Annotated in this window: 18 protein-coding genes; 5 read left to right on the top strand and 13 right to left on the bottom strand. The window is 65.3% G+C overall.

Annotated elements, in window-relative coordinates:
* Positions 1–54: 54 nt before the first annotated feature.
* Positions 55–2,307: a molybdopterin-dependent oxidoreductase gene (locus EN818_RS19085; RefSeq protein ID WP_129553644.1), complete on the top strand. Its 2,253-nt coding sequence runs from the start codon at positions 55–57 to the stop codon at positions 2,305–2,307.
* Positions 2,308–2,397: 90 nt separating this feature from the next.
* Here the strand turns inward: EN818_RS19085 and recQ are convergent, their stop codons facing one another.
* Both recQ and EN818_RS19095 read right to left on the bottom strand, forming a co-directional pair.
* Positions 2,398–4,269 carry a DNA helicase RecQ gene (recQ, locus tag EN818_RS19090; RefSeq protein ID WP_135905049.1) on the bottom strand — a complete coding sequence of 624 codons (1,872 nt, stop codon included), beginning with the start codon at positions 4,267–4,269 and terminating at the stop codon, positions 2,398–2,400.
* Positions 4,241–5,884, bottom strand: a complete 1,644-nt coding sequence (locus EN818_RS19095) for a sulfotransferase (protein WP_135905052.1) — start codon at positions 5,882–5,884, stop codon at positions 4,241–4,243. The genes recQ and EN818_RS19095 overlap by 29 nt, the downstream gene beginning before the upstream one ends.
* A 383-nt stretch (positions 5,885–6,267) precedes the next feature.
* Here EN818_RS19095 and EN818_RS19100 point away from each other — a divergent pair, with 383 nt between their 5' ends.
* Positions 6,268–7,803, top strand: a complete 1,536-nt coding sequence (locus tag EN818_RS19100) for a mannitol dehydrogenase family protein (RefSeq protein WP_095804957.1) — start codon at positions 6,268–6,270, stop codon at positions 7,801–7,803.
* Positions 7,804–7,951: 148 nt separating this feature from the next.
* Here EN818_RS19100 and EN818_RS19105 read toward each other — a convergent pair whose 3' ends face one another.
* The 5 genes from EN818_RS19105 to EN818_RS19130 form a co-directional block, all read right to left on the bottom strand.
* Complete coding sequence (locus EN818_RS19105) at positions 7,952–8,359, bottom strand: F0F1 ATP synthase subunit epsilon (RefSeq protein WP_095804760.1); 408 nt, start codon at positions 8,357–8,359, stop codon at positions 7,952–7,954.
* Between the two features lie 116 nt (positions 8,360–8,475).
* On the bottom strand, positions 8,476–10,056 hold the full coding sequence (gene atpD / locus EN818_RS19110) for a F0F1 ATP synthase subunit beta (RefSeq protein WP_165349960.1): 1,581 nt from the start codon (positions 10,054–10,056) through the stop codon (positions 8,476–8,478).
* Between the two features lie 68 nt (positions 10,057–10,124).
* Entirely contained in the window at positions 10,125–11,009 is an 885-nt protein-coding gene (locus EN818_RS19120; protein ID WP_095804761.1) for a F0F1 ATP synthase subunit gamma, read from the bottom strand.
* A gap of 34 nt (positions 11,010–11,043) precedes the next feature.
* Complete coding sequence (gene atpA, locus EN818_RS19125) at positions 11,044–12,573, bottom strand: F0F1 ATP synthase subunit alpha (RefSeq protein WP_095804762.1); 1,530 nt, start codon at positions 12,571–12,573, stop codon at positions 11,044–11,046.
* Positions 12,573–13,133 (bottom strand): F0F1 ATP synthase subunit delta, encoded by a 561-nt coding sequence (locus EN818_RS19130; RefSeq protein WP_095804763.1) that lies wholly within the window; start codon positions 13,131–13,133, stop codon positions 12,573–12,575. The genes atpA and EN818_RS19130 overlap by 1 nt, the downstream gene beginning before the upstream one ends.
* Before the next feature lie 490 nt (positions 13,134–13,623).
* Here EN818_RS19130 and EN818_RS19135 point away from each other — a divergent pair, with 490 nt between their 5' ends.
* Positions 13,624–15,594, top strand: coding sequence for an acyltransferase family protein (locus EN818_RS19135; protein ID WP_176478330.1), 1,971 nt, complete (start codon positions 13,624–13,626; stop codon positions 15,592–15,594).
* Between the two features lie 10 nt (positions 15,595–15,604).
* Here the strand turns inward: EN818_RS19135 and EN818_RS19140 are convergent, their stop codons facing one another.
* The 3 genes from EN818_RS19140 to EN818_RS19150 form a co-directional block, all read right to left on the bottom strand.
* Positions 15,605–16,000: a DUF4345 family protein gene (locus tag EN818_RS19140; protein ID WP_129553639.1), complete on the bottom strand. Its 396-nt coding sequence runs from the start codon at positions 15,998–16,000 to the stop codon at positions 15,605–15,607.
* A gap of 137 nt (positions 16,001–16,137) precedes the next feature.
* Positions 16,138–16,833, bottom strand: coding sequence for an aspartate/glutamate racemase family protein (locus EN818_RS19145; RefSeq protein ID WP_095804959.1), 696 nt, complete (start codon positions 16,831–16,833; stop codon positions 16,138–16,140).
* 43 nt (positions 16,834–16,876) lie between these two features.
* A complete protein-coding gene (locus tag EN818_RS19150) occupies positions 16,877–19,060 on the bottom strand; it encodes a primosomal protein N' (protein ID WP_095804766.1) in 2,184 nt (727 codons plus the stop codon).
* A 91-nt stretch (positions 19,061–19,151) separates the two neighbouring features.
* Here EN818_RS19150 and fsa point away from each other — a divergent pair, with 91 nt between their 5' ends.
* Entirely contained in the window at positions 19,152–19,808 is a 657-nt protein-coding gene (fsa, locus tag EN818_RS19155) for a fructose-6-phosphate aldolase (RefSeq protein ID WP_095804767.1), read from the top strand.
* 311 nt (positions 19,809–20,119) lie between these two features.
* Here fsa and lptE read toward each other — a convergent pair whose 3' ends face one another.
* Both lptE and leuS read right to left on the bottom strand, forming a co-directional pair.
* Positions 20,120–20,692: an LPS assembly lipoprotein LptE gene (gene lptE, locus EN818_RS19160; RefSeq protein WP_095804768.1), complete on the bottom strand. Its 573-nt coding sequence runs from the start codon at positions 20,690–20,692 to the stop codon at positions 20,120–20,122.
* Positions 20,679–23,303 (bottom strand): leucine--tRNA ligase, encoded by a 2,625-nt coding sequence (leuS, locus tag EN818_RS19165; RefSeq protein WP_135905054.1) that lies wholly within the window; start codon positions 23,301–23,303, stop codon positions 20,679–20,681. The genes lptE and leuS overlap by 14 nt, the downstream gene beginning before the upstream one ends.
* Before the next feature lie 148 nt (positions 23,304–23,451).
* On the opposite strand from leuS, the gene EN818_RS19170 reads away from it, so the two are divergent.
* Positions 23,452–24,114, top strand: a complete 663-nt coding sequence (locus EN818_RS19170; protein WP_095804960.1) for a YggS family pyridoxal phosphate-dependent enzyme — start codon at positions 23,452–23,454, stop codon at positions 24,112–24,114.
* Between the two features lie 165 nt (positions 24,115–24,279).
* On the opposite strand, the gene EN818_RS19175 is transcribed toward EN818_RS19170, so the two are convergent.
* A complete protein-coding gene (locus EN818_RS19175) occupies positions 24,280–25,185 on the bottom strand; it encodes a LysR family transcriptional regulator (RefSeq protein ID WP_095804770.1) in 906 nt (301 codons plus the stop codon).
* Between the last annotated feature and the right edge of the window lie 87 nt (positions 25,186–25,272).

The raw sequence follows: 25,272 nt of genomic DNA on the forward strand, positions 1-25,272 counted from the left end.
CGCGGCCCTCGCCGCGCGAGGCCGCGAAGTGCAGCCGCAAGAAGGGGAGATCAGATGGTCGATAGTTCCTCGAAACAGACGAAGGTGACTTCGAGCCACTGGGGTGCGTTCGAGGTGGATGTCGAGGGTGATCGCATCGTCGCCACCCGACCCTTCTCGCACGATCCCCATCCCACGCCGATTCCCGGCATTCTTCCTGCGGCCGTCCACCACCGCACGCGCGTGGCCCACCCGTCAATCCGGCGTGGCTGGCTGGAAAAGCGCAAGCGAGACGGGCGCGGCAGCGACGAATTCGTCGCGCTTCCGTGGGACGAAGCGCTCGACATCGCCGCGACGGAGATCGACCGGGTGCGCCGCGAGTATGGCAACAAGGCGATCTTCGGCGGCTCCTACGGCTGGAGCTCCGCCGGCCGGTTCCACCACGCGCAAAGCCAGGCGCACCGGTTTCTCAACTCGATCGGCGGCTATGTCGCTTCGTTCGGCAGCTACTCTACCGGCTGCGCTCAGTCGATCATGCCGCATGTCTTCGGCGTGAACTTCCTGCAGCTCCTTTACGAGCACCAGGACGGCTGGCAGACAATCCACGACCACACCCAGACGCTGGTGATGTTCGGAGGGATCAATCCCAAGAATTCCCAGGTCAGCATGGGTGGGGTCACGGAGCATGAGACGGCCGGCTGGTTCCACCGCTTTGCCGCGAAGGACATGCGCTGCATCAATATCGGGCCGCAACGCATCGACGCGCCGGAAGGCTGCGAATGGATTCCTGTTCGGCCCGCATCCGACACCGCGCTGATGCTGGCGCTTGCGCATGTTCTGGAAAGCGAGGGGCTCACCAACCGCGACTTCCTGGCCCGATGCACCGTGGGGTTCGAGCGTTTCCGTCCCTATCTGATGGGCGAAACCGACGGCCAGCCCAAGAGCCCAGAATGGGCCGCGCCGCTTTGCGGCGTCGATCCCGACACGACTCGGAACCTTGCGCGCCGGATGGCTTCGACCCGCACGCTGGTCACGGTCGCCTGGTCGCTGCAGCGCGGCGAACACGGCGAGCAGCCCTACTGGATGTCGGCCGTGCTCTCCGCGATGCTGGGCCAGATCGGCCTGCCCGGCGGTGGAGTGGGCTACGGCTACGGCGCCATCGGCGGCGTGGGAAAATCACTCATCGGCCTTGGCGGCATGACCTTCTCGCAGCTGACGAACCCGGTCGAAACGGTCATCCCGGTCGCGCGGATCGGCGACATGCTGCGAAACCCTGGCCAACCCTATGATTTCAACGGCCGGCGCGAGCCCTATCCCGACATCCGCCTCATCTATTGGGCCGGAGGCAACCCCTATCACCATCATCAAGACCTGAACGCGCTGCACGAGGCGTGGCAGAAGCCCGAGACCGTGATCGTGAACGAGCCCTGGTGGACCGCGACCGCCAAGCGCGCCGATATCGTCTTCCCGGCGACGACGCCCTACGAGCGCGAGGACATCGGGCGCTCGAACCTCGACGATTATCTTTTCCACATGCCGCGCCTGATCCCGCCGGTGGGCGAGGCGCGCGACGACTACGCAATCTTCGCCGGACTCGCCGAGCGCCTCGGCGTGGGCGCCGTGTTCACCGAAGGACGGAGCGCCGCGGACTGGCTTTCGCTACTGTACGAGGAATACCGCAGCCTTGCCGTCCCGAAGGGCGTCGAAGTGCCTGATCTGGAAGAGTTGAGAGCGCGGAACTGGATAAGGCTGCCGATCCGGGCAGAGGGCCCCAACCGCACGCTCTTCGCCCCCTTCCGGGAGAATCCCGAAGCCTCGCCGCTCGGCACGCCCTCGGGCAAGATCGAGATCTTCTCCGAAACCATCGACGCCTTCGGCTATGACGACTGCCCAGGGCATCCGGTTTGGCTGCCGCCCTCGGAATGGCTGGGCGCAGCAACAGTGGCCGCGCCGCTGCACCTCGTCTCGCCGCAGCCGGGGGACAAGCTCCACAGCCAGTTCGAAAGCGCCCTCGCCGACCGGGAGGGTGCGCGGCCCGAAACGCTGGTCATGCATCCCGGCGATGCGACCGTGCGAGGAATCCGAACCGGCGATCTCGTCCGGGTCTTCAACACGCGTGGCGCGTGCCGGGCGCGAGCATCGGTATCCGAGGACATTCATCCTGGCGTGGTGGCCTTGCCCACCGGCGCATGGTTCGGCGACCCCGGCGGGAACATCGACCCTGACGGAAACCCGAACGTGCTGACGAAGGACGTTGGCACCTCGCGACTGGGGCAGGGATGCAGCGCCCACACAGCGCTGGTCGATGTCGCAAGGCTGGAAGCTTAAGGCCGGCTCGATAACTTCGATGGTGGCCGAGCTCCTGCTGCACGAAGGCAACATGCCCCGCCCTGAGCCGCGACATCCGGAGGCGGAGCACTATCCTGCGGATTCCTGTGCAGCGATCGCGCTCAGGAAAATATGCCCGAACTCCCTGAGCTTGGCTTCGCCGACGCCGTTGACTTCAGCGAAGGCGTGGAGATCGCGAGGCCGGCGCTCGGCCATATCGATCAGCGTGCGATCGGAGAAGATCACATAGGCCGGCACCTGGCGCTCCTTGGCCAGACGCAGCCGCAGCGTCTTGAGCGCGCCCAGCAGGGCCGCATCAGCATCCTCCATGGCCGTCGCGGCTCTGCCTTCGGAACGCGTCTTGCCGCGCGAGTCTCGACCTCGCGTCTCGACCCGGTACTGGAACGCCATCTCGCCCCGCCCGAGCGCGCGGCCCTTTTCGGAAATGGCGAGGCCGCCATGGCCGCTCGGGTCCGGCATCAGGAACCCTCCCGCGACGAGCTGACGGATCAGCGACAGCCATAGATCTCTTTTGTGCGCCGCGCCCGTGCCGAAGCTGGCAAGCCTTTCATGGCGTCTCGCCAAAACCTTCTCGGTTTCGTGGCCGAGCAGGATGTCGACGATATGGGCGGCGCCGAAGCGCTCGCCGGTCTGCGCGACCGCCGCAAGGATGACACGCGCCTCGTTGCCGCCGTCGGCACGCGGCGCCTGGCTGAGGCAGTTGTCGCAATTGCCGCAGCCCGAAGCCTGTTCGCCGAAATAGCCAAGCAGGATCTGGCGCCGGCACCCGGCCGCCTCGCAATAGCCGATCAGCGTGTCCAGCCGGCGGTGCGCGCGCCTCTTGTGCTCCGGCGAAGCATCCTCATCGTCGATGAACATGCGGCGCGTGCGGATGTCGCCGAGACCGAACAGCATATGCGCTTCGGCCGGCCGGCCATCGCGGCCGGCACGGCCGATCTCCTGGTAATAGGCCTCGAGGCTGGCCGGCAGGTCGGTGTGGAAGACATAGGCGACATCAGGCTTGTCGATGCCCATGCCGAAGGCGATGGTCGCCACCATGACGACGCCCGACAGCGTCATGAAAGCGTTCTGGTTCGCTTCGCGCGCCTCCTTGCTCATGCCGGCATGATAGGCGAGCGCGGCAAGGCCGTTCTTTTCGAGGAAGGCTGCCATCTCCTCGGTCTTCCGGCGCGACAGGCAGTAGACGATGCCGCTGCGGCCCGGATGGCGGCGGACGAACTCCAGCAGCTGGCGCTTGGTATCCTGCTTGGCCTCCATGCCGAGCTTGATGTTCGGCCGGTCGAAGCCCAGCACCAGGGTCTCGACCCGCCCGGCAAACAGCTGTGCGCTGATATCGCCGCGCGTCGCCTCGTCGGCGGTCGCCGTCAGCGCGATGATCGGCACATTGGGAAAGACGTCGCGCAGCCGCGAAAGGTCTTCATATTCGCGGCGGAACGCCGGTCCCCATTGCGAAATGCAATGCGCCTCGTCGATGGCGATCAGGCGGATGTCGAGCCGGCCCAGCGCATCCAGCATGCGCTCGGTCATCAGCCGCTCCGGCGCCAGATAGAGCAGGCGCGCCTGGCCCGACGCGACGCGGCGCCATGCCGCGACATTGGCGTCGCGGTCGAGCGAGGAATTGATCGTGTCGGCCGCCACGCCGGCAAGACGCAGCGCCGCGACCTGGTCCTGCATCAGCGCCACCAGCGGCGAGACGACGATTGTCAGCCCACCCAGAACCAGCGCGGGCACCTGGTAGCAGAGCGATTTGCCGGCGCCCGTCGGCATCACCGCCATCACATGGTGGCCGCCGAGCAGCGCCTCCATCACCGCCGCCTGGCCGGGGCGGAAATCGCCGAAGCCGAAGACGTCCTTCAGGACGCGGCGCTTGGGATCTCCAGCCGTGCTCGTCGAAAGCTCAATCACCGAATTCTCATGCGTCGGGCTGCCTCGGCATGTCATACCCAAACTCGCGGCAGAAGGCTTCCACACGGGCAAGAAAGGCCGGCGGCAGGCCGTGAAGATAGGTTCTGAAGTCCTCGTTGCGTTCCCATTTCCGCAGCGACGTCGTTCGAATCTGGTTCCGGGGATCGGCGCTGAAGCGAATTCTCGGCGAGAGGCTGAACGCGCGTGCAATCGCCACCTGCGCGCTATCGGGGTCGCCGATCAGATCTTCATAGCGCAGGAAGACGATCGGCCGCAGGGGTTGAACCTGCCGCAAGCGCTGCAGCCCGTCATATTCCGCCTCCCAGCGCTCGGGCGTGACGTGGAAAGGCCGCAGGTGCTTCGTTTCGGGATGCGAGCTCGTCAGCACGTCGAAAGGGTGGCGCACGCAGTAGATCAGGCCCGCTTCGGCCGGCAGGTTGCAGAGCTGCCTGTGGCTCTCGGCGGTTCGCTTGACGACGACATTGGCTGTGCGCGGCCTGAGATCCATCAGCTCCGGGAACGGAGCTTCGCGGCCCAGCACATGAATATCCTCGAAGCAGGCCATCAGGCTGCGGGTCAGCGTGGTTCCGCTGCGCGCGCAACCGGCGATGAAAATCCTGTTCAGTTGCTTCGCGCTTTCCTTCCCAAGGATCCGGCCCAGCGAGCGAGCCAGCCGCCGCGCCTCGTCTTCGACCGTGGCGGCAATGCGCGACAGCCCGGCCGGCCCGGACGCTGCCGGAACGATTTCAGCCAACGCGATGCCACTCTCCCCGGCGACGGCATAGAGGAGCCACACCCGCCCATCTTCCTCGAAAATCGCGGGGTCGCGCAGCGCGCTCTCCCTCCCCGTCGCAGCCCCGGTGCGGCTGGGACGCAACGGCAGATCCGCGCCTTCGAAATCCGTGCCCGGCCTCAGCAGTTCGTCCGAGCCGCGCACCCTCCACCGTTTCCAGTCGCGCGAGAGGTCGATTGTGCCGTGAAATATCCGCTCCGGCGCGTCGCCCTTGCGGGTATGGAAGATCCGCAGCCAGCGACCGGACTTCTGCACCGCTAGATGTCGTGGCGGCAATCGCCCAAGCGACCCGGACAGCACGACCGGTCCCTGCTCGAAGCCGGATAGACCGTCGCTCGAACGGAATAGCTTGGTGGAGTCGGTGCCGAAGAGACCATACCACCAGTGGCCGTGCCGGAAGACTCGGGCATAAGACGGCCCAAGCGCCTTGGGATGTGGAGAAAAATGCAGGCCGTCGGCGGAAGTGGCGGCGAAAGTCATCTGTTCGCCGCCAACCGCGGCCGGGCCATGGAAATACATGACAATGCGCTGATTCTGCTCGTCGACATGCAGGTCGGGAGAGGCGATGTGCTCCTTCAGGAAAGGACATTCGGCAAGCGACAGGGCGCCACCGGGATGAATTCGCCACGGGCCTTGCAGTGCGTCGGCATAAGCAAGCCGGATGTAGCTGCCATTGTGGTGTGCGAAATAGAGATAATAGGCGCCGAGACGGCCGCGAACCCACTCGGGGACCTTCATCAGCGACGGACCGCAGATGTTGGCGCCATCGTCACCCGGCAGCATGTCGGGCGTTATCAGGGCGCCGTGCCGCCTTGCTGTGATACCGGCGGGACGCGCCTGCTGCTGGATATCGGTCAATCTTGTCTCCCCGGCGGCAAAGACGGCCAGATAAAGCGATTTGCGGATCGACGCCAATACCGCCGGTGCGATCGCACACGATGCTCCTGTGGCGATGCGATGCAGGCGTTAAGCCTATCTTCATCATGTTGCGGCACGGTCGTCGTCCTGCGGCGATGTTTTGAGTACCGCGGCGGCGCCACAAGCGCCCAGGCAACAAGCCCGCGCCTCACGGCGCGGGTTTTCCTTTTGGCAGATCGGTCTCTCGGGGAAGGACGTCGGCTCGCCCGGCAGGTTTCGGCCGTCCTTGCGACGGCGGTGAACAGATGGTACGCCGCCCGTGCTCGATCGCGCCGGACATCGACAATGCCGCTCCGCCGGAATTCTTCAGCCGTTTTGGTGCCATGACCGGTACCCGCCTTTCCGACCGCACGCTGCGCTCCTTGCCGGCAGGGGTTTCGGTTCCGGCTTACGATCGCACCAGCGTCACGCCCGGTATCGTCCATCTCGGTGTCGGGGCCTTTCACCGCGCCCACCAGGCGGCCTATGTCGAGGCCTGCCTGGCAGGTGGCGAGACGGACTGGGGGATCGTCGGCGTCTCGCTGCGCAGCCCCGACACGCGCGACGCGCTCGCACCCCAGGACGGGCTCTACACGCTCGCCATGAGGGGCAGCGAGGAACAGCAGTTGCAGGTTGTCGGATCGCTCCTGTCGCTGCTGGTGGCGCCGGAGGACCCGGGCGCCGTGCTTACCGCGCTGACCGATCCGCGCATCCGCATCGTCACGCTGACCATCACCGAAAAGGCCTATCTGAGGGCGGCCGACGGCAGCCTGGACGACAGCCATCCGGACATCGCGCACGATCTCGCGAACCCGGGATCGCCGAAGACGGCGCACGGCTTCCTGGCCGAGGCGCTGGCGCGCCGCCGCGCTGCCGGCACACCGCCCTTTAGCGTGCTTTGCTGCGACAATCTTCCGGCTAACGGCGCCGCGCTGCACCGGCTGATGGTCGAATATGCGAGCTTGCGCGATCAACGGCTCGACCGCAGGGTCCATGCCGGCCCCGCCCGACAGGCCGACCTCGCGCGGTATGTTGCCGACGAAGTCGCCTTTCCGTCGAGCATGGTCGATCGCATCGTGCCGGCGACCACCGATGCCGACCGGGCGCGCATTGCGGTCGCGCTTGGTGCGGAGGACGCCTGGCCGGTGATGACCGAGCCGTTCCGCCAGTGGGTGATCGAGGATCGGTTTCCGGCCGGGCGCCCGGCCTGGGAAAAATTCGGCGTCACCATGGTCGAGGACGTGCGCCCGTTCGAGGACATGAAGCTGAGGCTGCTCAACGGCGCGCACTCGGCCATCGCCTATCTCGGCCTGCTGAGCGCCCACGCCACCGTCGACCGCGCCTTTGCCGATCCGGCGATCCGGGAGTTCGTCGACCGTCTATGGGCGGAGGCGATACCAACGCTGGCGCAGGATGCCGGGCTCGAGCCGCTCGCCTACACCGCCGAACTCGCCGCGCGTTTTTCCAACGCCGCCCTTGCCCACCGCACCGCGCAGATCGCCAATGACGGCAGCCAGAAGCTGCCGCAGCGCATCGTCGCCTCCGCCCTCGCCAGACTGGAAGCAGGATTGCTTCCCGAACACCTGTCCCTGGTTGTCGCCGCTTGGATCGCCGCGTGCGAGGCGCGCGGCAGGACTTCGCGCAAGGACCACTTCACCGATCCGCTGGATGCCGCGCTCGACGAGCTGTTCAGCCGCGACCTGCCGACGGCTGAAACGGCAACGGCGGTGTTCGACCTCGCCGGCTTTGCCAAAAATCATCCCGACCGGCAGTCATTGGTCGAGTTCGTGGCCGTCCATCTGGTGCATTTCAGGCAGGGTGATCAGGCGCTTGCCCTGGCAGCTCTCGGTATTGGCGGTGAGCGCGGAAGAGACGACTGACCGCTGAGGCGCTTGCCACATCTCGCGCTGCGTGCTGGGACATTGGCCATTCTTCCCGGAAGTCGCGGGCTGTCCAACAAACAAAAAAGCGGGGCAAGCCCCGCCTTGGGGCAAGCCCCGCCTTTCAATTCTTCGTCAGGAGCCTGCCTCAGGCCGGCAGCAACGCGCCTTCCAGCGTGGTCAGCTGGCTGAGGAACTGCTCTGCCTTGCTGCGCGCCTCGTCGTCCTTGGCGTCGGCAGCGTCTTCCTTGGCTTCCTGGATGCGGCGGGTGAGGTCGGCGCGGTCGATGTCGTTCACATGCGTTGCCGACTCTGCCAGCAGCGTGCAGCCGGACGGCAGGATGTCGGCAAAGCCGCCGAACACCACATAGCGCTCTTCCTTGCCGGCCGCCGTCTTCACCGTGACGACGCCGGGCTTGATCGTGGTCATGACCGGAGCGTGCTGCGCCATCACGGTCATCTCGCCTTCGGCGCCCGGGATGACGACCGATTCGACCTGCTCGGAAACGAGCAGCCGCTCCGGCGAGACCAGTTCGAACTTGAAAGCTTCAGCCATGATCAATCTAGCGAATGGTGAATGGTGAATGGTGAATGGCCAAAATGACCTTCACTTCAGTCCGATTTCCTATCCGCTACTCCCTATTCACCATTCACTATTGACCATTCACCAGCTTACGCCGCTTCAGCCGCCAGGCGCTGCGCCTTCTCGACCGCCTCGTCGATGCCGCCGACCATGTAGAAGGCGGCTTCCGGCAGGTGGTCGTAGTCGCCGGCGCAGAGGCCCTTGAAGCCCTTGATGGTGTCGGCGAGGTCGACCAGCTTGCCCGGCGAACCCGTGAACACTTCGGCGACGAAGAACGGCTGCGACAGGAAGCGCTCGATCTTGCGGGCGCGGGCGACGGTCTGCTTGTCTTCTTCCGACAGCTCGTCCATGCCCAGGATCGCGATGATGTCCTGCAGCGACTTGTAGCGCTGCAGGATCGACTGCACCTGGCGGGCGACCTGGTAGTGCTCCTCGCCGACGACCATCGGGTCGAGCATGCGCGAGGTCGAGTCCAGCGGATCGACGGCCGGGTAGATGCCCTTTTCCGAGATCGCGCGGTTGAGCACGGTGGTGGCGTCCAGATGGGCGAACGAGGTCGCCGGCGCCGGGTCGGTCAAGTCGTCGGCCGGCACGTAGATGGCCTGCACCGAGGTGATCGAGCCCTTGGTCGTCGTAGTGATGCGCTCCTGCAGGGCGCCCATGTCGGTGGCGAGCGTCGGCTGGTAGCCCACGGCCGAGGGAATGCGGCCGAGCAGCGCCGACACTTCCGAGCCCGCCTGGGTGAAGCGGAAGATGTTGTCGACGAAGAACAGCACGTCCTGGCCCTGGTCGCGGAAATATTCGGCGACGGTGAGGCCGGTGAGGCCGACGCGGGCGCGGGCACCCGGCGGCTCGTTCATCTGGCCGTAGACCAGCGCCGCCTTGGAACCCTGGCCGCCGCCCTTCTTGTTGACGCCCGACTCGATGAACTCGTGATAGAGGTCGTTGCCTTCGCGGGTCCGCTCGCCGACGCCGGCGAACACCGAGAAGCCGCCATGCGCCTTGGCGACGTTGTTGATCAGTTCCTGGATCAGCACGGTCTTGCCGACGCCGGCGCCGCCGAACAGGCCGATCTTGCCGCCGCGGGCGTAAGGCGCCAGCAGGTCGAGAACCTTGATGCCGGTGACCAGGATCTGCGCTTCGGTCGACTGGTCGATATAGGCCGGAGCCGGCTGGTGGATGGCGCGCAGCGCGACGCCGTCGACCGGACCGGCTTCGTCGACCGGCTCGCCGATGACGTTGATGATGCGGCCGAGCATGCCCGGGCCGACCGGCACCGAGATCGGGGCGCCGGTGTCATAGACCTGCTGGCCGCGCACCAGGCCTTCCGTGGAGTCCATGGCGATGCAGCGCACGGTGTTCTCGCCGAGATGCTGGGCGACCTCGAGCACCAGGCGGTTGCCGACATTTTCGGTCTCGAGCGCGTTGAGGATCGCCGGCAGATGATCTTCGAACTGCACGTCGACGACGGCGCCGATGACCTGGCGGACCTTGCCGGCAACGCCGGTCCTCTTGACCGCAGCGCTCGGCGCATTCGCCGCCACCGTCTTGGCCGGAGCGGGCGCCTTCTTCGCCGGAGCGGCTTTCGCGGCGGCTGCCGGAGCCTTTGCCGCGTCCTTCGGGGCCGGTGCCGCCTTGGCGGCGGTCTTCGGGGTAGCTGATTTCGCCATCGTCTTTGCCCTTTTCGTCTATCTGTTGTTCACGCTGCTGCGAGGGTTGCGATCCCGCGCGGGCGTGCCTAGAGCGCTTCGGCGCCCGAAATGATTTCGATCAGTTCCTTGGTGATCTGCGCCTGCCGCTGGCGGTTGTAGGTGATCGACAGCCTGTTGATCATGTCGCCGGCATTGCGCGTCGCATTGTCCATGGCGCTCATCTTGGCGCCCATCTCGCCGGCCGCGTTTTCCAGCAGCGCGCGGAAAATCTGCACGGCGATGTTGCGCGGGATGAGGTCGGAGAGGATCTCGCCCGGCTCGGGCTCGTATTCGTAGACGGCGGTGGCGCCGGTGCCGGCCTCGGCAGCCGGCGAAACCTGGGCCGCCGGAATGATCTGCTGCGCCGTCGGGATCTGGCTGATCACCGACTTGAACTGCGAATAGAACAGCGTGCAGACGTCGAAACCGCCCTCGTTGAAGAGGTGGATGACCTTCTTGGCGATCGCGTCCGCATTGACGAAGCCGAGCGTCTTGACCTCGCGCAGGTCAATGCGCTCGAGGATCAGCGAGCCGTAGTCGCGGCGCAGGATGTCGTAGCCCTTCTTGCCGACACAGATGATCTTGACCTGCTTGCCGTCGGCGAGCAGCCGGCGGATGTGGTCGCGGGCAAGGCGGGCGATCTGCGAGTTGAAGCCGCCGCACAGGCCGCGCTCGGCGGTGCAGACGATGAGCAGATGCACGTCGTCCCTGCCGGTCCCGGTCATCAGCGCCGGGGCATCGCCGCCGCCGCCGATCGCCTGGGTGATGTTGGCCAGCACGGCGCCCATCCGCTCGGAATAGGGACGCGCCGCTTCCGCCGCTTCCTGCGCGCGACGCAGTTTCGCCGCGGCGACCATCTGCATCGCCTTGGTGATCTTCTGCGTCGCCTTGACCGAGGCGATACGGTTACGAAGGTCTTTTAATGAAGGCATGCTTCAAACCTGATCCCGTGCGTCCGGCTTCTTCTTAAGCGAAGGTCTTGGCAAAGGCGTCGATCTCGGCCTTGAGCTTGGCGCGCAGATCGTCCGACAGCGCCTTCTCCTTGCGGATGCCGTCGAGCACCTCCTTGCCGGCCGAGCGCATGTGGCTGAGCAGGCCATGCTCGAACTTGCCGACCTGGTTGAGCGCCAGCTTGTCGAGATAGCCGTTGACGCCGGCGAAGATCACCGCGACCTGCTCTTCCGTCTTGAGCGGCGAGAACTGCGGCTGCTTGAGCAGCTCCGTCAGGCGCGAACCGCGGTTGAGCAGTCGCTGCGTGGCGGCGTCGAGGTCGGAACCGAACTGCGCGAAAGCCGCCATTTCGCGGTACTGCGCGAGTTCGCCCTTGATCGAGCCGGCGACCTGCTTCATCGCCTTCACCTGCGCCGAGGACCCGACGCGCGACACCGACAGGCCGACGTTGACCGCCGGGCGGATGCCCTGGAAGAACAGGTTGGTCTCGAGGAAGATCTGGCCGTCGGTGATCGAGATCACGTTGGTCGGGATGTAGGCCGACACGTCGTTGGCCTGCGTCTCGATGATCGGCAGCGCGGTCAGCGACCCGGCGCCGTTGTCGTCATTGAGCTTGGCGGCGCGCTCCAGAAGGCGCGAGTGCAGGTAGAAGACGTCGCCCGGATAGGCTTCGCGGCCCGGCGGGCGGCGCAGCAGCAGCGACATCTGGCGATAGGCGACGGCCTGCTTCGACAGGTCGTCATAGCTGATCAGCGCATGCATGCCGTTGTCGCGGAAATACTCGCCCATGGTGCAGCCGGCGAACGGCGCCAGGAACTGCATCGGCGCCGGATCGGAGGCGGTGGCGGCGATGATGATGGAGTAGTCGAGCGCGCCGCGCTCTTCCAGCACCTTCACGAACTGCGCAACGGTCGAGCGCTTCTGGCCGACGGCGACGTAGACGCAGTAGAGCTTCTCCTTCTCCGGGCCATTGTCGTGCACCGACTTCTGGTTCAGCATCGTGTCGAGGATGATGGCGGTCTTGCCGGTCTGCCGGTCGCCGATGACCAGCTCGCGCTGACCGCGGCCGACCGGGATGAGCGCGTCGATGGCCTTGAGGCCGGTCGACATCGGCTCGTGCACCGACTTGCGCGGAATGATGCCGGGCGCCTTGACGTCGACGCGGCGGCGCTCGGTGGCCTTGATCGGGCCCTTGCCGTCGATCGGGTTGCCGAGGGCGTCGACCACGCGGCCGAGCAGGCCGGGGCCGACCGGAACGTCGACGATGGCGCCGGTGCGCTTGACGGTGTCGCCTTCCTTGATGTCGCGGTCGTTGCCGAAGATGACGACGCCGACATTGTCGGCTTCGAGATTGAGCGCCATGCCGCGGATGCCGCCGGGGAATTCGACCATCTCGCCGGCCTGGACGTTGTCGAGGCCGTAGACGCGGGCGATGCCGTCACCGACGGACAGCACCTGGCCGACTTCGGAGACCACGGCCTCCTTGCCGAAATTCTTGATCTGGTCTTTCAGAATTGCGGAAATTTCCGCGGCGCGGATGTCCATCAGCCGACCTCTTTCAGTGCAAGCTTGAGCGAATTGAGTTTGGTTTTGAGCGACGTATCGATCTGGCGCGAGCCCATCTTGACGATCAGGCCGCCGAGCAGCGACGGATCGACGGTCATGGCGATGGCCACGTCCTTGCCGGCGATGCCCTTCAGCGTCGCCTTGAGCTCTGTCTGCTGCGCTTCCGTCAGCGCATGCGCCGAGGTGACCTCGGCCGACGCCTCGCCGCGGTGGTCGGCGGCGATCCGGCGGAACGCCTTGATCATGCCAGGCACGGCGAACAGCCGGCGGTTGCGGGCAACCACACGCAGGAAATTGCCGACGAGGCCGGTGATCTGCGCCTTGCCGATGATTGCGCCGATCGCCTTAGCCTGGTCCTCGCTGGAAAACACCGGGCTGTTGATCAGACGGGCAAGGTCGGCGCTGGCGTTGAGCATCGCCTCGAAACCATTGAGGTCGGCCTCGACCTTGGCGACGGAATTTTCCTGCAGCGCAAGCTCGAACAGCGAGCTTGCATAGCGTTCTGCGACAGCGGAGATAGGCGATGACGATTGGGCCACGGACCGTCTTTTCTCTTATCTGACAGGCCGCAGATTGTTGGCGCGAGCAAAAACTCTGGCTAAATCTTTGACCTTACTGCAAATTTTCCAAGCACGGAGGGATGGCTTCCGCTATCCCCGGCCGAAAGTCGAATGCCGTCTAGCACAGGCCTTTTAAGACCGCAATGCATCGTCCGGCATGGTTTTCAGGCACTTTTGTCGCATCCACCGGCGAAGTTCAACCACCGGCCGCGAGGAATTCCGCTTCCCGCCATTTCGATCGTGCGCCTGCTTGAAAATCTCTGTCTCGGAACTTCACCCAATTTCCTGCACTCATCAGTGGAAGAAGGCCGTGACCCCCTCCAAACCGCGACCGGTTTGCTTGCTGATCCCTGTGGTTGGCTCCCATGGCGGCAGCAACCGGAGTTTGATACGGAGCACTCATCTTCTGGGTGGGGCTTGCTGCGTTGCTGGCCATTGCAGCGCGGCCTTGGGAACATGCGGTGATGATTTGCAGCCGATAGACGCGGAGCGTGGATTTCGGCCGGAGATACAGGGGCTGCGCGGCCTGGCCGTCGCCCTGGTCGTCGTTTACCACCTGTGGCCGACGATGCTTCCCGGCGGATATGTCGGCGTCGACGTCTTTTTCGTCATCTCGGGCTATCTGATCACCGGCATGCTGGCTGAGATGTCGAGGCGCGACGGCCGCGTGTCCCCGATCGGCTTCTACTCAAGGCGCGTGCGGCGGCTTCTGCCGGCCGCAACGCTTGTCCTGCTCGCATCGCTGGCTGGCAGCTTGCTGTTCCTCTCCAAGGCGCGCTGGGAGGAAACCGCCAACCAGATCCTCGCCAGCGCGTTCTATGTCGAGAACTGGCGCCTCGCGGCGATCGCGGTCAGCTATCTCGACGCCGACAGCCTGCCGACCCCGGTGCAGCACTATTGGTCGCTGTCCATAGAAGAGCAGTTCTACATCGTCTGGCCACTGCTGGTGATCGGTGTGGCCTGGCTGTCGCGCCGCATGGGGCTCTCTGTCCAGCGTTCGCTGACCGCAGCGTTGTCGCTCGTCTTTGTCGCATCGCTGATCGTGTCGATCGTCATGACAAGGCTGGACGCCGCCCAGGCCTATTTCGTCACGCAGACGCGCATCTGGGAGTTGGCGCTGGGAGGCCTGCTGGTTCTCGCCCAGCACCGGCTTCGACCAGGCAGCCGTGCAAGCCGCTGGCTTGCCGTCGTGGGCCTGGCCGGAATTCTCGGATCGGCCGCTTTGTTTTCCGCGGCAACGCCGTTCCCCGGCGCGGCTGCCCTGCTGCCGACGCTCGCCACCGTTTGCGTCATCCTGGCCGGCAATCGCAAAGACATCCGGATTCGGGGACTTGATTCAGGCATCCTTCGCTTCGTCGGCGACCGCTCCTATTCCATCTATCTCTGGCACTGGCCGCTGCTGACCTTCTACCTGGCGCGGGGCAATTCACCGACATTGGCCGGCGGCATTGGTCTCGCGCTGTTGACCCTCGTGCTGTCCGACCTTTCCTATCGATATGTGGAGCAGCGCTATCGCCGCGCCCGGCCGGGCGCGTGGTGGAAACCGCTCGGCTACGGCACCGTCGCAGTGCTCGCCTGCGCCCTCGTCTCAGGCGGTCTGCTTCTTGCCCTCAGGGCAGAAACCATCGACACCGCCTTGATCGGAACGCCGTCCTATCCTGGACCCGCCGCCCTGCTCTGGAACGCACCGGCTCCGGCCGATGTCGAGCTTCTTCCGCCCTTGGCGAGGCTCACGCGGGACGTGCCGGTGGTCTATTCTTCGAAGTGCCATCAGGAAGGCGACAGCGCCGATCCGGTCGGATGTTCTCTGGGCGATCCCGCTGGTGCAAAGACCATCGTCCTCGTCGGCGATTCGCACGCCGCGCAATGGGTGCCGGCGCTCGACAGGATCGCCAAAGACCACGATTTCAGGCTGGTCAGCTTCACGAAATCGGCCTGCCCGTTCAGCCGTGTCACCATCGGAAAGGACAAGCCTTACCCTGCCTGCGCCGAATGGCGTGAAAAGGTGCTGGTCGAGATCGTCAAACTCAAGCCCTATCTGGTGTTCACCAGCCAGTCGAACTACGGCGCCGTTCCCCAAGGCGAGATGATCGAGGGCTTGCGCAGCCTGTGGGACAGGATCACCCGGACGGGTGCGCGTATCGTCGCCATCCGCAACACGCCCCATGTGAAGTTCGACCCTTCCGACTGCCTGAGCGTGACCCCGGCGAAATGCTCCACCAGGCGCAGCGAGGGGACGCCGAGCGATGTGCTGGTCGTGGCCGCGAAGGCTGAAAACAACAGCAGCGTTACCGCCGTGGACATGATCGATGCCATATGCGGGCCGGACCTATGTCCCGCAGTCGTCGGCAATGTCATCGTCTGGCGCGATCACCATCATCTGACGGCCACCTATTCGCTGGCGCTGGCTCCCTATCTGGCGCAGAAGGCCGGGCTCTGAACGAAACCGGTCAAGGCACGAAGCCGAAGGCGAAGGCGAGCGGCAGGGCCGCCAGCGCCAGTTCCACGACGATGGACGCCCAGTTGAACGGCGTGTTGGCACTGTCCGACATCATCGACAGCAGCCGGCCGAAAGCGGTGAACAGCCAGGAGAAGCCGAGCGCCATGTAGAGCAACGGCTGCGCCAGCAGAATGCAGCACAGGCTGACGCCGAGATAGAAGCCCGACATGCGGCCCCGTCCTTCGGCGATGGCTGCCGCCTTCTCCGGCTTGGCCTGCAGACGCAGGATGCGGAAAGCAAGGTTCGGCGCCAGGAACAGCATCAGGCCGATGAGCAGGGTCGCGACGGCGCTCGACCAGGCCAGCCACTCGCCCTGGCTTGCCGGCCATGGAAAAGCGAATTCCATTGTGTCCCCCTTCGATATCGGCCTGAATCACCGCCATTCTAGCGAAGGAAAACCACCGCGCCAGATGCCCGGCTAATTGCGGGCCGGCGCCCGGAAGGCGCCGGCGCCGAGAGCCGCCGCACGCTGGGCGGCACGCATTAGCCGAGCGCGAATTCGACCGCGGCCTCGGCATGGATGCGCGTTGTGTCGAAAACCGGGATGTCGAAATCATCCTGGGCGATCAGCATGGTGATCTCGGTGCAGCCCATGATGAGGCCGTCGATTTTGTCATCGCGCCGCATGCGGGCGACTTCCTCGACATAGGCCGCTTTCGAACCGCTGCTCACGACGCCTTGGCAAAGCTCGTCATAGATCACCCTGTGCACCAGGTCGCGGCCCGCCTGACCCGGCACCACCGGCTGCAGGCCATACCGGTCTGCCAGCCGTCCCTTATAAAAATCCTGCTCCATGGTGAAGCGTGTCGCGAGCAGCGCGGGGCGCTTCACACCCGCATCGACAACGGCCCGAGCCGTAGCGTCGGCGATATGGATCAGCGGGATCGTTACGGCCGCCTGCACCGTGTCGGCGAGCTTGTGCATGGTGTTGGTGCAGATCACCAAGCCCTGAGCCCCGGCCGCCTGCAGCCCGCGTGCGGCTTCCGTCAGAAGGGCGCCTGCGCCTTCCCAATCGCCCGCATGCTGCCGCTCTGCGATCTCGGCGAAATCGAACGACCACAACAAGAGCTTCGCCGAATGCAGCCCGCCGAGGCGCTCGCGCACGATTTCGTTCAGCAGGCGATAGTAGATTGCTGTCGATTCCCAGCTCATGCCGCCGAGCAGGCCGAGGGTTTTCATGGAAACGGTCTTCATCATGAGACACTCCGCGGCGCAATTGGTGTCACAGAAAACTTTGCGGGTCGATATCGACCTGCACCCTCACCGAGCCCCTCACCTTCGGCCCTTCCGCCAGCATGGCGCGTATGAAGCCCTGCATGTCCGCGCGCCGCTCGCCTTGAACGAGCAGACGGAAGCGGTGACGGCCGCCGATCAGCGACAGCGGCGCCTCGGCCGGCCCGAGCACGAAGAGATCGGAGGCTTGGGGCGCCGCGCGCCTCAGGCCACGCGCATGGGTTTCGGCTTCACCCCGAGTCGCCGCGCTGACGATGATGCCGGCCAGACGTCCGAACGGCGGCAATGCCGCCCGCTCGCGCTCGGCGATCTCGCGCTCGTAGAATGCTTCCGAATCGCCGGAGACGATGGCCCGCATCACCGGATGGTCCGGCTGGTAAGTCTGCAGCAGGCCGAGGCTCTTCTTGCCGGTGCGGCCGGCGCGCCCCGTCACCTGGCTGAGCAACTGGAAGGTGCGCTCGGCGGCGCGCGGGTCGCCGTTGGCGAGGCCGAGATCGGCGTCGACCACGCCGACCAGCGTCATGCCCGGAAAATTATGTCCCTTGGCGACGAGTTGGGTGCCGATGACGATGTCGGCCTCGCCATTGGCGACCGCCTCCAGCTCGAGCCGCAGCCGGCGCACGCCGCCCAGAAGGTCTGACGAAAGCACGATAGTTCGCGCCTCGGGAAAATGCGCCACAACTTCTTCGGCGATGCGCTCCACGCCCGGCCCGCAGGCGACCAGATGATCGAGCGTGCCGCATTCGGGGCAGGCTTCGGGCCGCCGCTCATTGTGGCCGCAATGATGGCAGACGAGCTGGCCGCGAAAGCGGTGCTCGACCAGCCAGGCCGAGCAGACCGGGCAGCCGAAGCGATGGCCGCAGCCGCGGCAAAGCGTCAGCGGCGCATAGCCGCGCCGGTTGAGGAAGAGCAGCGACTGTTCTTGTCTCTCCAGCGTGCGCTGCATGTGTCCCAGCAGGATCGGCGACAGGAAGCCGCCGCGCGCCGGAGGCGCACGCCGCATGTCGATCGACTTCAGGTCGGGGAGCGCTGCCTCGGCGAAGCGCGCCGACAGCACCGCCCTGCTGTAGCGGCCCTGACTGGCATTGACGCGGCTCTCGACCGATGGCGTGGCAGAGGCAAGCACCACCGGAAAGCCGCTGATATGCCCGCGCACCACCGCCATGTCGCGGGCATTGTAGAAGACGCGGTCCTCCTGCTTGTAGGCCGGGTCGTGCTCCTCGTCGACGACGATCAGGCCGAGCTGCTTGAACGGCAGGAACAGCGCCGAGCGCGCTCCGGCGACGACGCGCACGCCGCCTTCCGCCACCTGCCGCCAGACGCGTTCGCGCATCCTCGGCGGCAGGTCGGAATGCCATTCCGCCGGCTTGGCGCCGAAGCGGTCCTGGAAGCGTTCGAGGAAGGCATGCGTCAGCGCGATTTCCGGCAAGAGGATCAGCACCTGCTTGTCCTTGCCGAGGGCTGCGGCCACCGCCTCGAAATAGACTTCCGTCTTGCCCGAGCCGGTGACGCCGTCGAGCAGGGTGACGTTGAAGGCATCGGCCGCGATCGCCGCGCGCAGCTTCTCGGCGGCGGCCTTCTGGTCCGGCATAAGCGCCGGCACGGCATGGCAGGGATCGGGCGCCGCCACCACCGGTCGCGGCGGGATCATCACTGTCTCGAACACGCCTTGCGCTCTCAAGCCGTCGATGACGGTCGAGGAGACGCCCGCCGCATGCGCCAGCCCCGAGCGCGTCCAGGCAAGTCCGCCTTCGGCCGTCTCCAGCACCCGCCGACGGGCGTCGGTCAGGCGGTCGGGTTGGGCCAAGGTGCGCTGCAGCCCTTCGATCCAGGGCTCCGGATCGAAGGCTTCAGGCGCCCTCAGCAGCATGCGCGCCACCATGCCGGGGGCCGACAGCGTGTATTGCGCGATCCAGTCGACGAAACGGCGCATGCCCTTGTCGATCGGCGGACAGTCGAAGACTTCCTCGATCGGCCGCAACTTCTTCGCATCGACGGTCTCGACGACGGCGTCCCAGACGATGCCCGCCACCTGCCTGGGCCCCAGCGGCACGCGCACGATCGAACCCGGCACCACGCGCATGCCGGCCGGCACGGCATAGGTGTAGGGCCGTTCGGCCGGCATCGGCACCAGCACGGGTGCGGCCGCTACAAAAGGCGAATCTTCCATCATCAGGCGTGACCTTGCCCCGACTTTGGTCTAGAGCAAAGGGTGACCCCCGAACGTGCCTGTTAGGCACCTGGAAATCTCCAAGGAGACCGCCATGAAGTTTTTTGTCGATACCGCTGACATCAAGGAAATCAAGGAGCTGCACGATCTGGGTCTGGTCGATGGCGTCACCACCAACCCTTCGCTGATCCTGAAATCGGGCGGCAAGATTTCCGAAGTCACCAAGCAGATCTGCGACATCGTCGAAGGCCCGGTCTCGGCCGAGGTCGTGGCGACCGAGTTCAAGGACATGATGGCCGAGGCCGAGGTGCTGGCCAAGATCGCGCCGAATGTCGCCATCAAGGTGCCGCTGACGCTGGACGGGCTGAAAGCCTGCAAGACCATCCGCACCGAGATGAACCGCATGGTCAATGTGACGCTATGCTTCTCGGCCAATCAGGCGCTGCTCGCCGCCAAGGCCGGCGCCTCCTTCATCTCGCCTTTCGTCGGCCGCATCGACGACACCGGTTCGGACGGCATGGAGCTGATCTCCGAGATCCGCACCATCTATGACAACTACGACTTCAAGACCGAGATCCTGACCGCTTCGGTGCGCACGGTGAACCACGTCAAGCAGGCGGCGCTCATCGGCGCCGATGTGATCACCGCGCCGCCGGCGACGCTGAGAGCGCTGGTCAGCCATCCCTTGACCGACAAGGGACTTGCCGCCTTCATCGCCGACTGGGCCAAGACCGGCCAGAAGATCGGCTGATCTCATCTTTCCCAGGTACAAAAAAGGCCGGGCACCCGGCCTTTTTCTTGGCAGAGTGCCATCCCTTGGCGATCGACCGGAACCGCCATCGCGATCGTCATCCTTGGGCTGAGCGGGAAGCGAAGCGTACCGCGTAGACCCGAGGATCCATTCCGTTACAAAGGAGCTGCAGGGGTGCAGAAATTCTGCTCCGCTGCATTCTTCGATCAAGGTCACGGAATGGATCCCAGGGTCTCCGCGACGCCGCTTCGCGGCTGCTTCGCCCTGGGATGACGAGGTTGGAGGGGCTTCGGCCAATCCCGGGCGAAGAACTAGGCTTTCTTGCCGTGCCTGATCAGATCCTGGGCAATGGCCAGGCGCAAAAGATCGGCAAGTTCGCGCGCGGCGCGGTTCTCGGCGTCGATCTGCGCCCGGTAGGCCGCATACTCCTGGCGCGGCCTGTCGAAGGAAGACGGGATCGAACGTTTGCCGACCGAGATCACCGTATTGGTCGCCGTGTCCCTCAGCACATAGTTGGCGGTCAGCGTCACTGTGCCGGCCGTCGGCTCGTCCTCGTCGGTCTGAACCTGCACCAATGCGGCCGACTCGACCAGTTCGCTGACGCCGAGATCGAGCGTGTAGACCGGGTTCGACGGCTCGTTGGCGTTCTGGCCGAAGGCGAAGATCAGGTTGTTGCGCACCTGCTGGGCATAGCGCGTGCTGACCGGCTTGATCGCGATCGACGACAGCGCCGAGGCCGTGCCGGCGTCCGAACCCGCGACCAGGGGCGCGTTGGAGTAGAGCGGCCGCACCGTGCAGGCCGAGACCAGGGCGGTCGAGGCGACCAGACCGCAAAGCGCCATGCGGCTCAGCCAACGCGTCACTTCCGTCTTAGGCAACGACATTGACGATCCTTTGCGGGACGATGATCACTTTGCGCGGTGCCTTGCCTTCCAGCGCCTTCTGCACGAAGTCGAGGGCCAGCACCGCCTTTTCGACGGAACCTTGGTCTGCGTCGCGGGCAATTGTCAAATCCCCGCGCTTCTTGCCGTTGACCTGCACGGGCAGCACGATTTCGTTGTCGACGACGAGCGCCGGATCGAAGGTCGGCCACGGCCGTTCGGCGACGAGTTCTGTGCCGCCGAGCGTCTCCCAGCACTCCTCCGCAAGATGCGGCATGACCGGTGCGATCACGTGCACCAGGATCTCGACCGCCTCGCGGCAGGCAGCCTTCAGCGTCGCATCGGCTTTGCCCTCGGCGACGTCGTTGAGCGGGGTGGTCAGCGCGTTGGCGAGCTCGTAGGTGCGGGCGATGGCACGGTTGAAGCCGAGCTTCTCGATGTCCTCGCCGATCGCCTTCAGGATCTTGTGAGCGGCCTTGGAGACGGCGCCGGCCTCGCCTTCCTTTGCCGCGGCCGGCTTCGCGTCGGCCAGTGAATCGGCCGCGATCGACACCAGCCGCCAGACGCGCTGCACGAAGCGATGCGCGCCGGCGGCGCCCTCGTCCGTCCATTCGACGTCGCGCTCCGGCGGCGAATCCGACAGCATGAACCAGCGTGCGGTGTCGGCGCCGTAGCCGTCGGTGATCTCTTCCGGGCTCACCGTGTTCTTCTTCGACTTCGACATCTTCTCGAGCGCGCCGATGGTGACCTCGTCTCCGGTGGCGATCTCGATAGCGCGGCGCTTGCCGTCGGCATCCTCGATCCGGACCTCGCCAGGCGACAGCCAGCGGCCGTTCGACGAACTGCCGACACGGTAGGTCTCGTGCACCACCATGCCTTGCGTGAACAGGCCCTTGAACGGCTCGGCGAGATTGAGATGACCGGTCTCGCGCATGGCGCGGGTGAAGAAGCGCGAATAGAGCAGATGCAGGATCGCGTGCTCGATGCCGCCGATATACTGGTCGACCGCCAGCCACTCGTCGGCCGCCTTGGGCTCGGTCGGCTCGTTCGCCCAGGGCGCCGTGAAGCGGGCGAAATACCAGGACGAATCGACGAAGGTATCCATCGTGTCGGTCTCGCGCCGCGCATCCTTGCCGCATTGCGGGCATTTCACATGCCGCCAGGTCGGGTGGCGGTCGAGCGGGTTGCCCGGGCGATCGAACTCGATGTCGTCGGGCAGCTTGACCGGCAGATCGGCCTTCGGCACCGGCACCACACCGCAATCCTCGCAATGGATCATCGGGATCGGGCAACCCCAGTAGCGCTGCCGCGAAATGCCCCAGTCGCGCAGGCGGAAATTCACCTTGCGCTCCGCCATCGGCCGGTTGCCGATCGTCTTCTGTTCCAGCAGCTTGGCGATCTCGTCGAACGCCCGCTGCGGCTTCATGCCGTCGAGGAAGCGCGAATTGATCATCACGCCGTCGTCGACATAGGCCTCGTCGATGATCTGGAAGGTTTTCGGATCACCATCTTCCGGCATCACCACCGGGATCACCGGCAGGCCGTATTTGTTGGCGAAGTCGAGGTCGCGCTGGTCGCCCGACGGGCAGCCGAAAATGGCGCCGGTGCCGTACTCCATCAGCACGAAATTGGCGACGTAGACCGGCAGCGTCCAGTTCTCGTCGAACGGATGGACGACGCGGATGCCGGTGTCGAAGCCCTTCTTCTCGGCCGTCTCCAGCGCCGCTACCGAGGTGCCCATATGGCGCACCTCGTCGATGAACTTTGCCAGCTCGACATTGTTCTCGGCGGCTTTCCTGGCCAGCGGATGATCGGCAGCGATCGCCATGAAGGAGGCGCCGAAGATGGTGTCCGGCCTGGTCGTGTAGACTTCCAGCTCATGTTCGCCGGCGACCGAGGCCGCCAGCGGCCAGCGGATCAGCAGCCCTTCCGAGCGGCCGATCCAGTTGTGCTGCATCAGCTTGACCTTCTCCGGCCATTCGTTGAGGCCTTCGAGCGAATCCAGCAGGTCCTGCGCATAGTCGGTGATCTTGAAGAACCACTGCGTCAGTTCGCGCTGCTCGACCAGCGCGCCCGAGCGCCAGCCGCGGCCGTCGATGACCTGCTCGTTGGCGAGCACGGTCATGTCCTCCGGGTCCCAGTTGACCTTGGAGGATTTGCGCGTGACCAGTCCCTTCTCGACGAAATCGAGGAACAGCATCTGCTGGCGGTGGTAGTAGTCGACGTCGCAGGTGGCGAACTCGCGCGCCCAGTCGAGCGACAGCCCCATGACCTTGAGCTGCTCGCGCATGACCGCGATGTTCTCATAGGTCCAGTCCTTGGGATGGACCTTGTTCTGCATCGCCGCGTTCTCGGCCGGCATGCCGAAGGCGTCCCAACCCATCGGATGCAGCACGTTGAAGCCCTTGGCCCGCTTGTAGCGCGCCACCACATCGCCCATCGTGTAATTGCGGGTGTGGCCGATATGGATCTTGCCCGACGGATAGGGGAACATCTCGAGCACGTAGTATTTCGGCTTCGGATCGTCGTTCCTGGCCTCGAACAGCTTCTTTTCGGCCCAGGCCTTCTGCCATTTGGGCTCTGACGTGCGCGGATTATATCGTTCGGTTGCCATCGGATGTTTTTCACTTAAAAGCAGCTACGCGGCGCCGGACAAGGCCGGCAGCCCGAGAAAATGTCGTCGCGGTGTTCACCATGGATTGCCGGACCCGTCAACTGCGGCGAGCCGGCGTGGACGCTAAAACTATGGGCAGGATATGGGCATGACGAGCGTCGTCGAACAGCTTCTCGCGGTCAAGGCAAGGATCGCAAATGCCGAGCGCGAGGCAAAACGCGAGCCCGGCGCCGTGACGCTCGTCGCGGTGTCCAAGACCTTCGCGGCCGAAGACATTCGCCCAGTGATCGACGCCGGCCAGCGCGTCTTCGGCGAGAACCGCGTGCAGGAGGCGCAGGCCAAATGGCCGGCTCTTAGGGACGCTTTTCCCGACATCGAGCTGCATCTCATTGGCCCGCTGCAGTCCAACAAGGCCAGGGAAGCGGTCGCCCTCTTCGACGTCATCGAGACGGTCGATCGCGAGAAGATCGCCGCCGAACTCGCCAAGGAGATCGCCAGGCAGGACCGGGCGCCAAGACTCTACGTTCAGGTCAACACCGGCTCGGAGCCGCAAAAGGCAGGGATCGAGCCGCGCGAGGCGGTTCGTTTCGTCGAGCGCTGCCGCGACGTCCATGGGCTTGCCGTGGAAGGGCTGATGTGCATTCCGCCGGCCGAAGAGAACCCGGGACCGCATTTCGCGCTGCTGGAAAGGCTCGCCCGCGAGGCCGGCGTGGAAAAACTGTCGATGGGCATGTCCGGCGATTACGAGATTGCGATCGCCTTCGGCGCGACCAGCGTCAGGGTCGGCTCGGCGATCTTCGGCAGCCGGTGAGGCCAGCGGGGACCGGCTGCGCCAGTTGGCCGCTCTCATCGCCGGCATCGACCGCCCACGTGTTCTGGCGTGTTGGAAGCCGGTGGTCCTTGCGCAACTGGGTTTTGCTTGCAGCAGTTCCGGAAGTGCATGGCGGTCTTCTGCCGTGGCTGCAAAAAGCAAGAATTAGAGGCGCACAGTTTCTGCGAGGAAGTCCAGAAAGGCCCGGACACGCGCCGGCAGATGCTTACCCTGGCCGACATAGACGGCATGCGTCGGCTCCTCGTCGCCAGGATTGAATTCTTCCAGCAGCGGCGTAAGCCGTCCGGCGGCGATATCTGGCTCGACATGCCAACGCGCCAGCCGCGCTATGCCCGCTCCCGCCAACGCGGTCAGCCGCATCGCTTCGCCGTCGCTCACCGCCGTGTTGCCGACGATCGGGACCACGGTCGATGCGCCATCCCGGTCGACGAAAGGCATGCCATCGATATGTCGGGCGAAGCCGAAGGCGAGCAGATTGTGACGGCTGAGATCGGCTGGGTTGCGCGGCGTGCCGTGCGCCTCGAGATAGGCGGGCGCCGCGACCACCACCATCCGGCTCTGGCCGAGCTTGCGCGCCACCAGCCGTGATTCTTTGAGCGGCCCGGCGCGGATGGCGACATCGGCGCGCTCTTCCATGAGGTCGATGACGCTGTCGGTCAGCATCGCCTCGACCGAAATCTCGGGATAGCATTCGAGGAAACGAGGCAGCAGCGGCATCAGCCGGTGCTGCCCGAAAGGCACATAGGCGTTGACCCTCAGCCTGCCGCGCGGCGCCGCGCCCGCAGCCGCCTCGCGCTCGGCGGCATCGAGATCGGCGAGGATGCGCAAGGCGCGGTCGTGGAAAGCGGCCCCTTCCGGCGTCAGTTGCAGCCGGCGCGTCGAACGGCTGACCAGCCGCGCGCCGAGCCGTGCCTCCAGCCGCGCTATCAGCTTGCTCACCGCCGACGGTGTCATGCGCAGCGCCCGCGCCGCCGCCGAGAAACTGTCCGTCTCGACGACGCGGACGAACACTTCGATCTCGCCGGAACGGTTGATTTCTGGCCTCGCCATTCGTGAATCTATTTCACAGAAAATATGCCGGATGCAAGGCTGGTTCACAGCTTGGCGGATCACGATCTTCGCGGTCGGGGCGCGGGA

Origin of the sequence: Mesorhizobium sp. M3A.F.Ca.ET.175.01.1.1 (genome assembly GCF_004791945.1) — a bacterium.
GTDB lineage: Bacteria > Pseudomonadota > Alphaproteobacteria > Rhizobiales > Rhizobiaceae > Mesorhizobium.

What these genes read in the sequence shown, in the direction of transcription:
- EN818_RS19085 (WP_129553644.1), top strand. Translation starts at nt 55, where the DNA reads ATGGTCGATAGTTCCTCGAAACAGACGAAGGTGACTTCGAGCCACTGG.
- recQ (WP_135905049.1), bottom strand. Translation starts at nt 4,269, where the DNA reads ATGACATGCCGAGGCAGCCCGACGCATGAGAATTCGGTGATTGAGCTT.
- EN818_RS19100 (WP_095804957.1), top strand. Translation starts at nt 6,268, where the DNA reads ATGACCGGTACCCGCCTTTCCGACCGCACGCTGCGCTCCTTGCCGGCA.
- EN818_RS19105 (WP_095804760.1), bottom strand. Translation starts at nt 8,359, where the DNA reads ATGGCTGAAGCTTTCAAGTTCGAACTGGTCTCGCCGGAGCGGCTGCTC.
- atpD (WP_165349960.1), bottom strand. Translation starts at nt 10,056, where the DNA reads ATGGCGAAATCAGCTACCCCGAAGACCGCCGCCAAGGCGGCACCGGCC.
- EN818_RS19120 (WP_095804761.1), bottom strand. Translation starts at nt 11,009, where the DNA reads ATGCCTTCATTAAAAGACCTTCGTAACCGTATCGCCTCGGTCAAGGCG.
- atpA (WP_095804762.1), bottom strand. Translation starts at nt 12,573, where the DNA reads ATGGACATCCGCGCCGCGGAAATTTCCGCAATTCTGAAAGACCAGATC.
- EN818_RS19140 (WP_129553639.1), bottom strand. Translation starts at nt 16,000, where the DNA reads ATGGAATTCGCTTTTCCATGGCCGGCAAGCCAGGGCGAGTGGCTGGCC.
- EN818_RS19145 (WP_095804959.1), bottom strand. Translation starts at nt 16,833, where the DNA reads ATGAAAACCCTCGGCCTGCTCGGCGGCATGAGCTGGGAATCGACAGCA.
- EN818_RS19150 (WP_095804766.1), bottom strand. Translation starts at nt 19,060, where the DNA reads ATGATGGAAGATTCGCCTTTTGTAGCGGCCGCACCCGTGCTGGTGCCG.
- fsa (WP_095804767.1), top strand. Translation starts at nt 19,152, where the DNA reads ATGAAGTTTTTTGTCGATACCGCTGACATCAAGGAAATCAAGGAGCTG.
- lptE (WP_095804768.1), bottom strand. Translation starts at nt 20,692, where the DNA reads ATGTCGTTGCCTAAGACGGAAGTGACGCGTTGGCTGAGCCGCATGGCG.
- leuS (WP_135905054.1), bottom strand. Translation starts at nt 23,303, where the DNA reads ATGGCAACCGAACGATATAATCCGCGCACGTCAGAGCCCAAATGGCAG.
- EN818_RS19170 (WP_095804960.1), top strand. Translation starts at nt 23,452, where the DNA reads ATGACGAGCGTCGTCGAACAGCTTCTCGCGGTCAAGGCAAGGATCGCA.
- EN818_RS19175 (WP_095804770.1), bottom strand. Translation starts at nt 25,185, where the DNA reads ATGGCGAGGCCAGAAATCAACCGTTCCGGCGAGATCGAAGTGTTCGTC.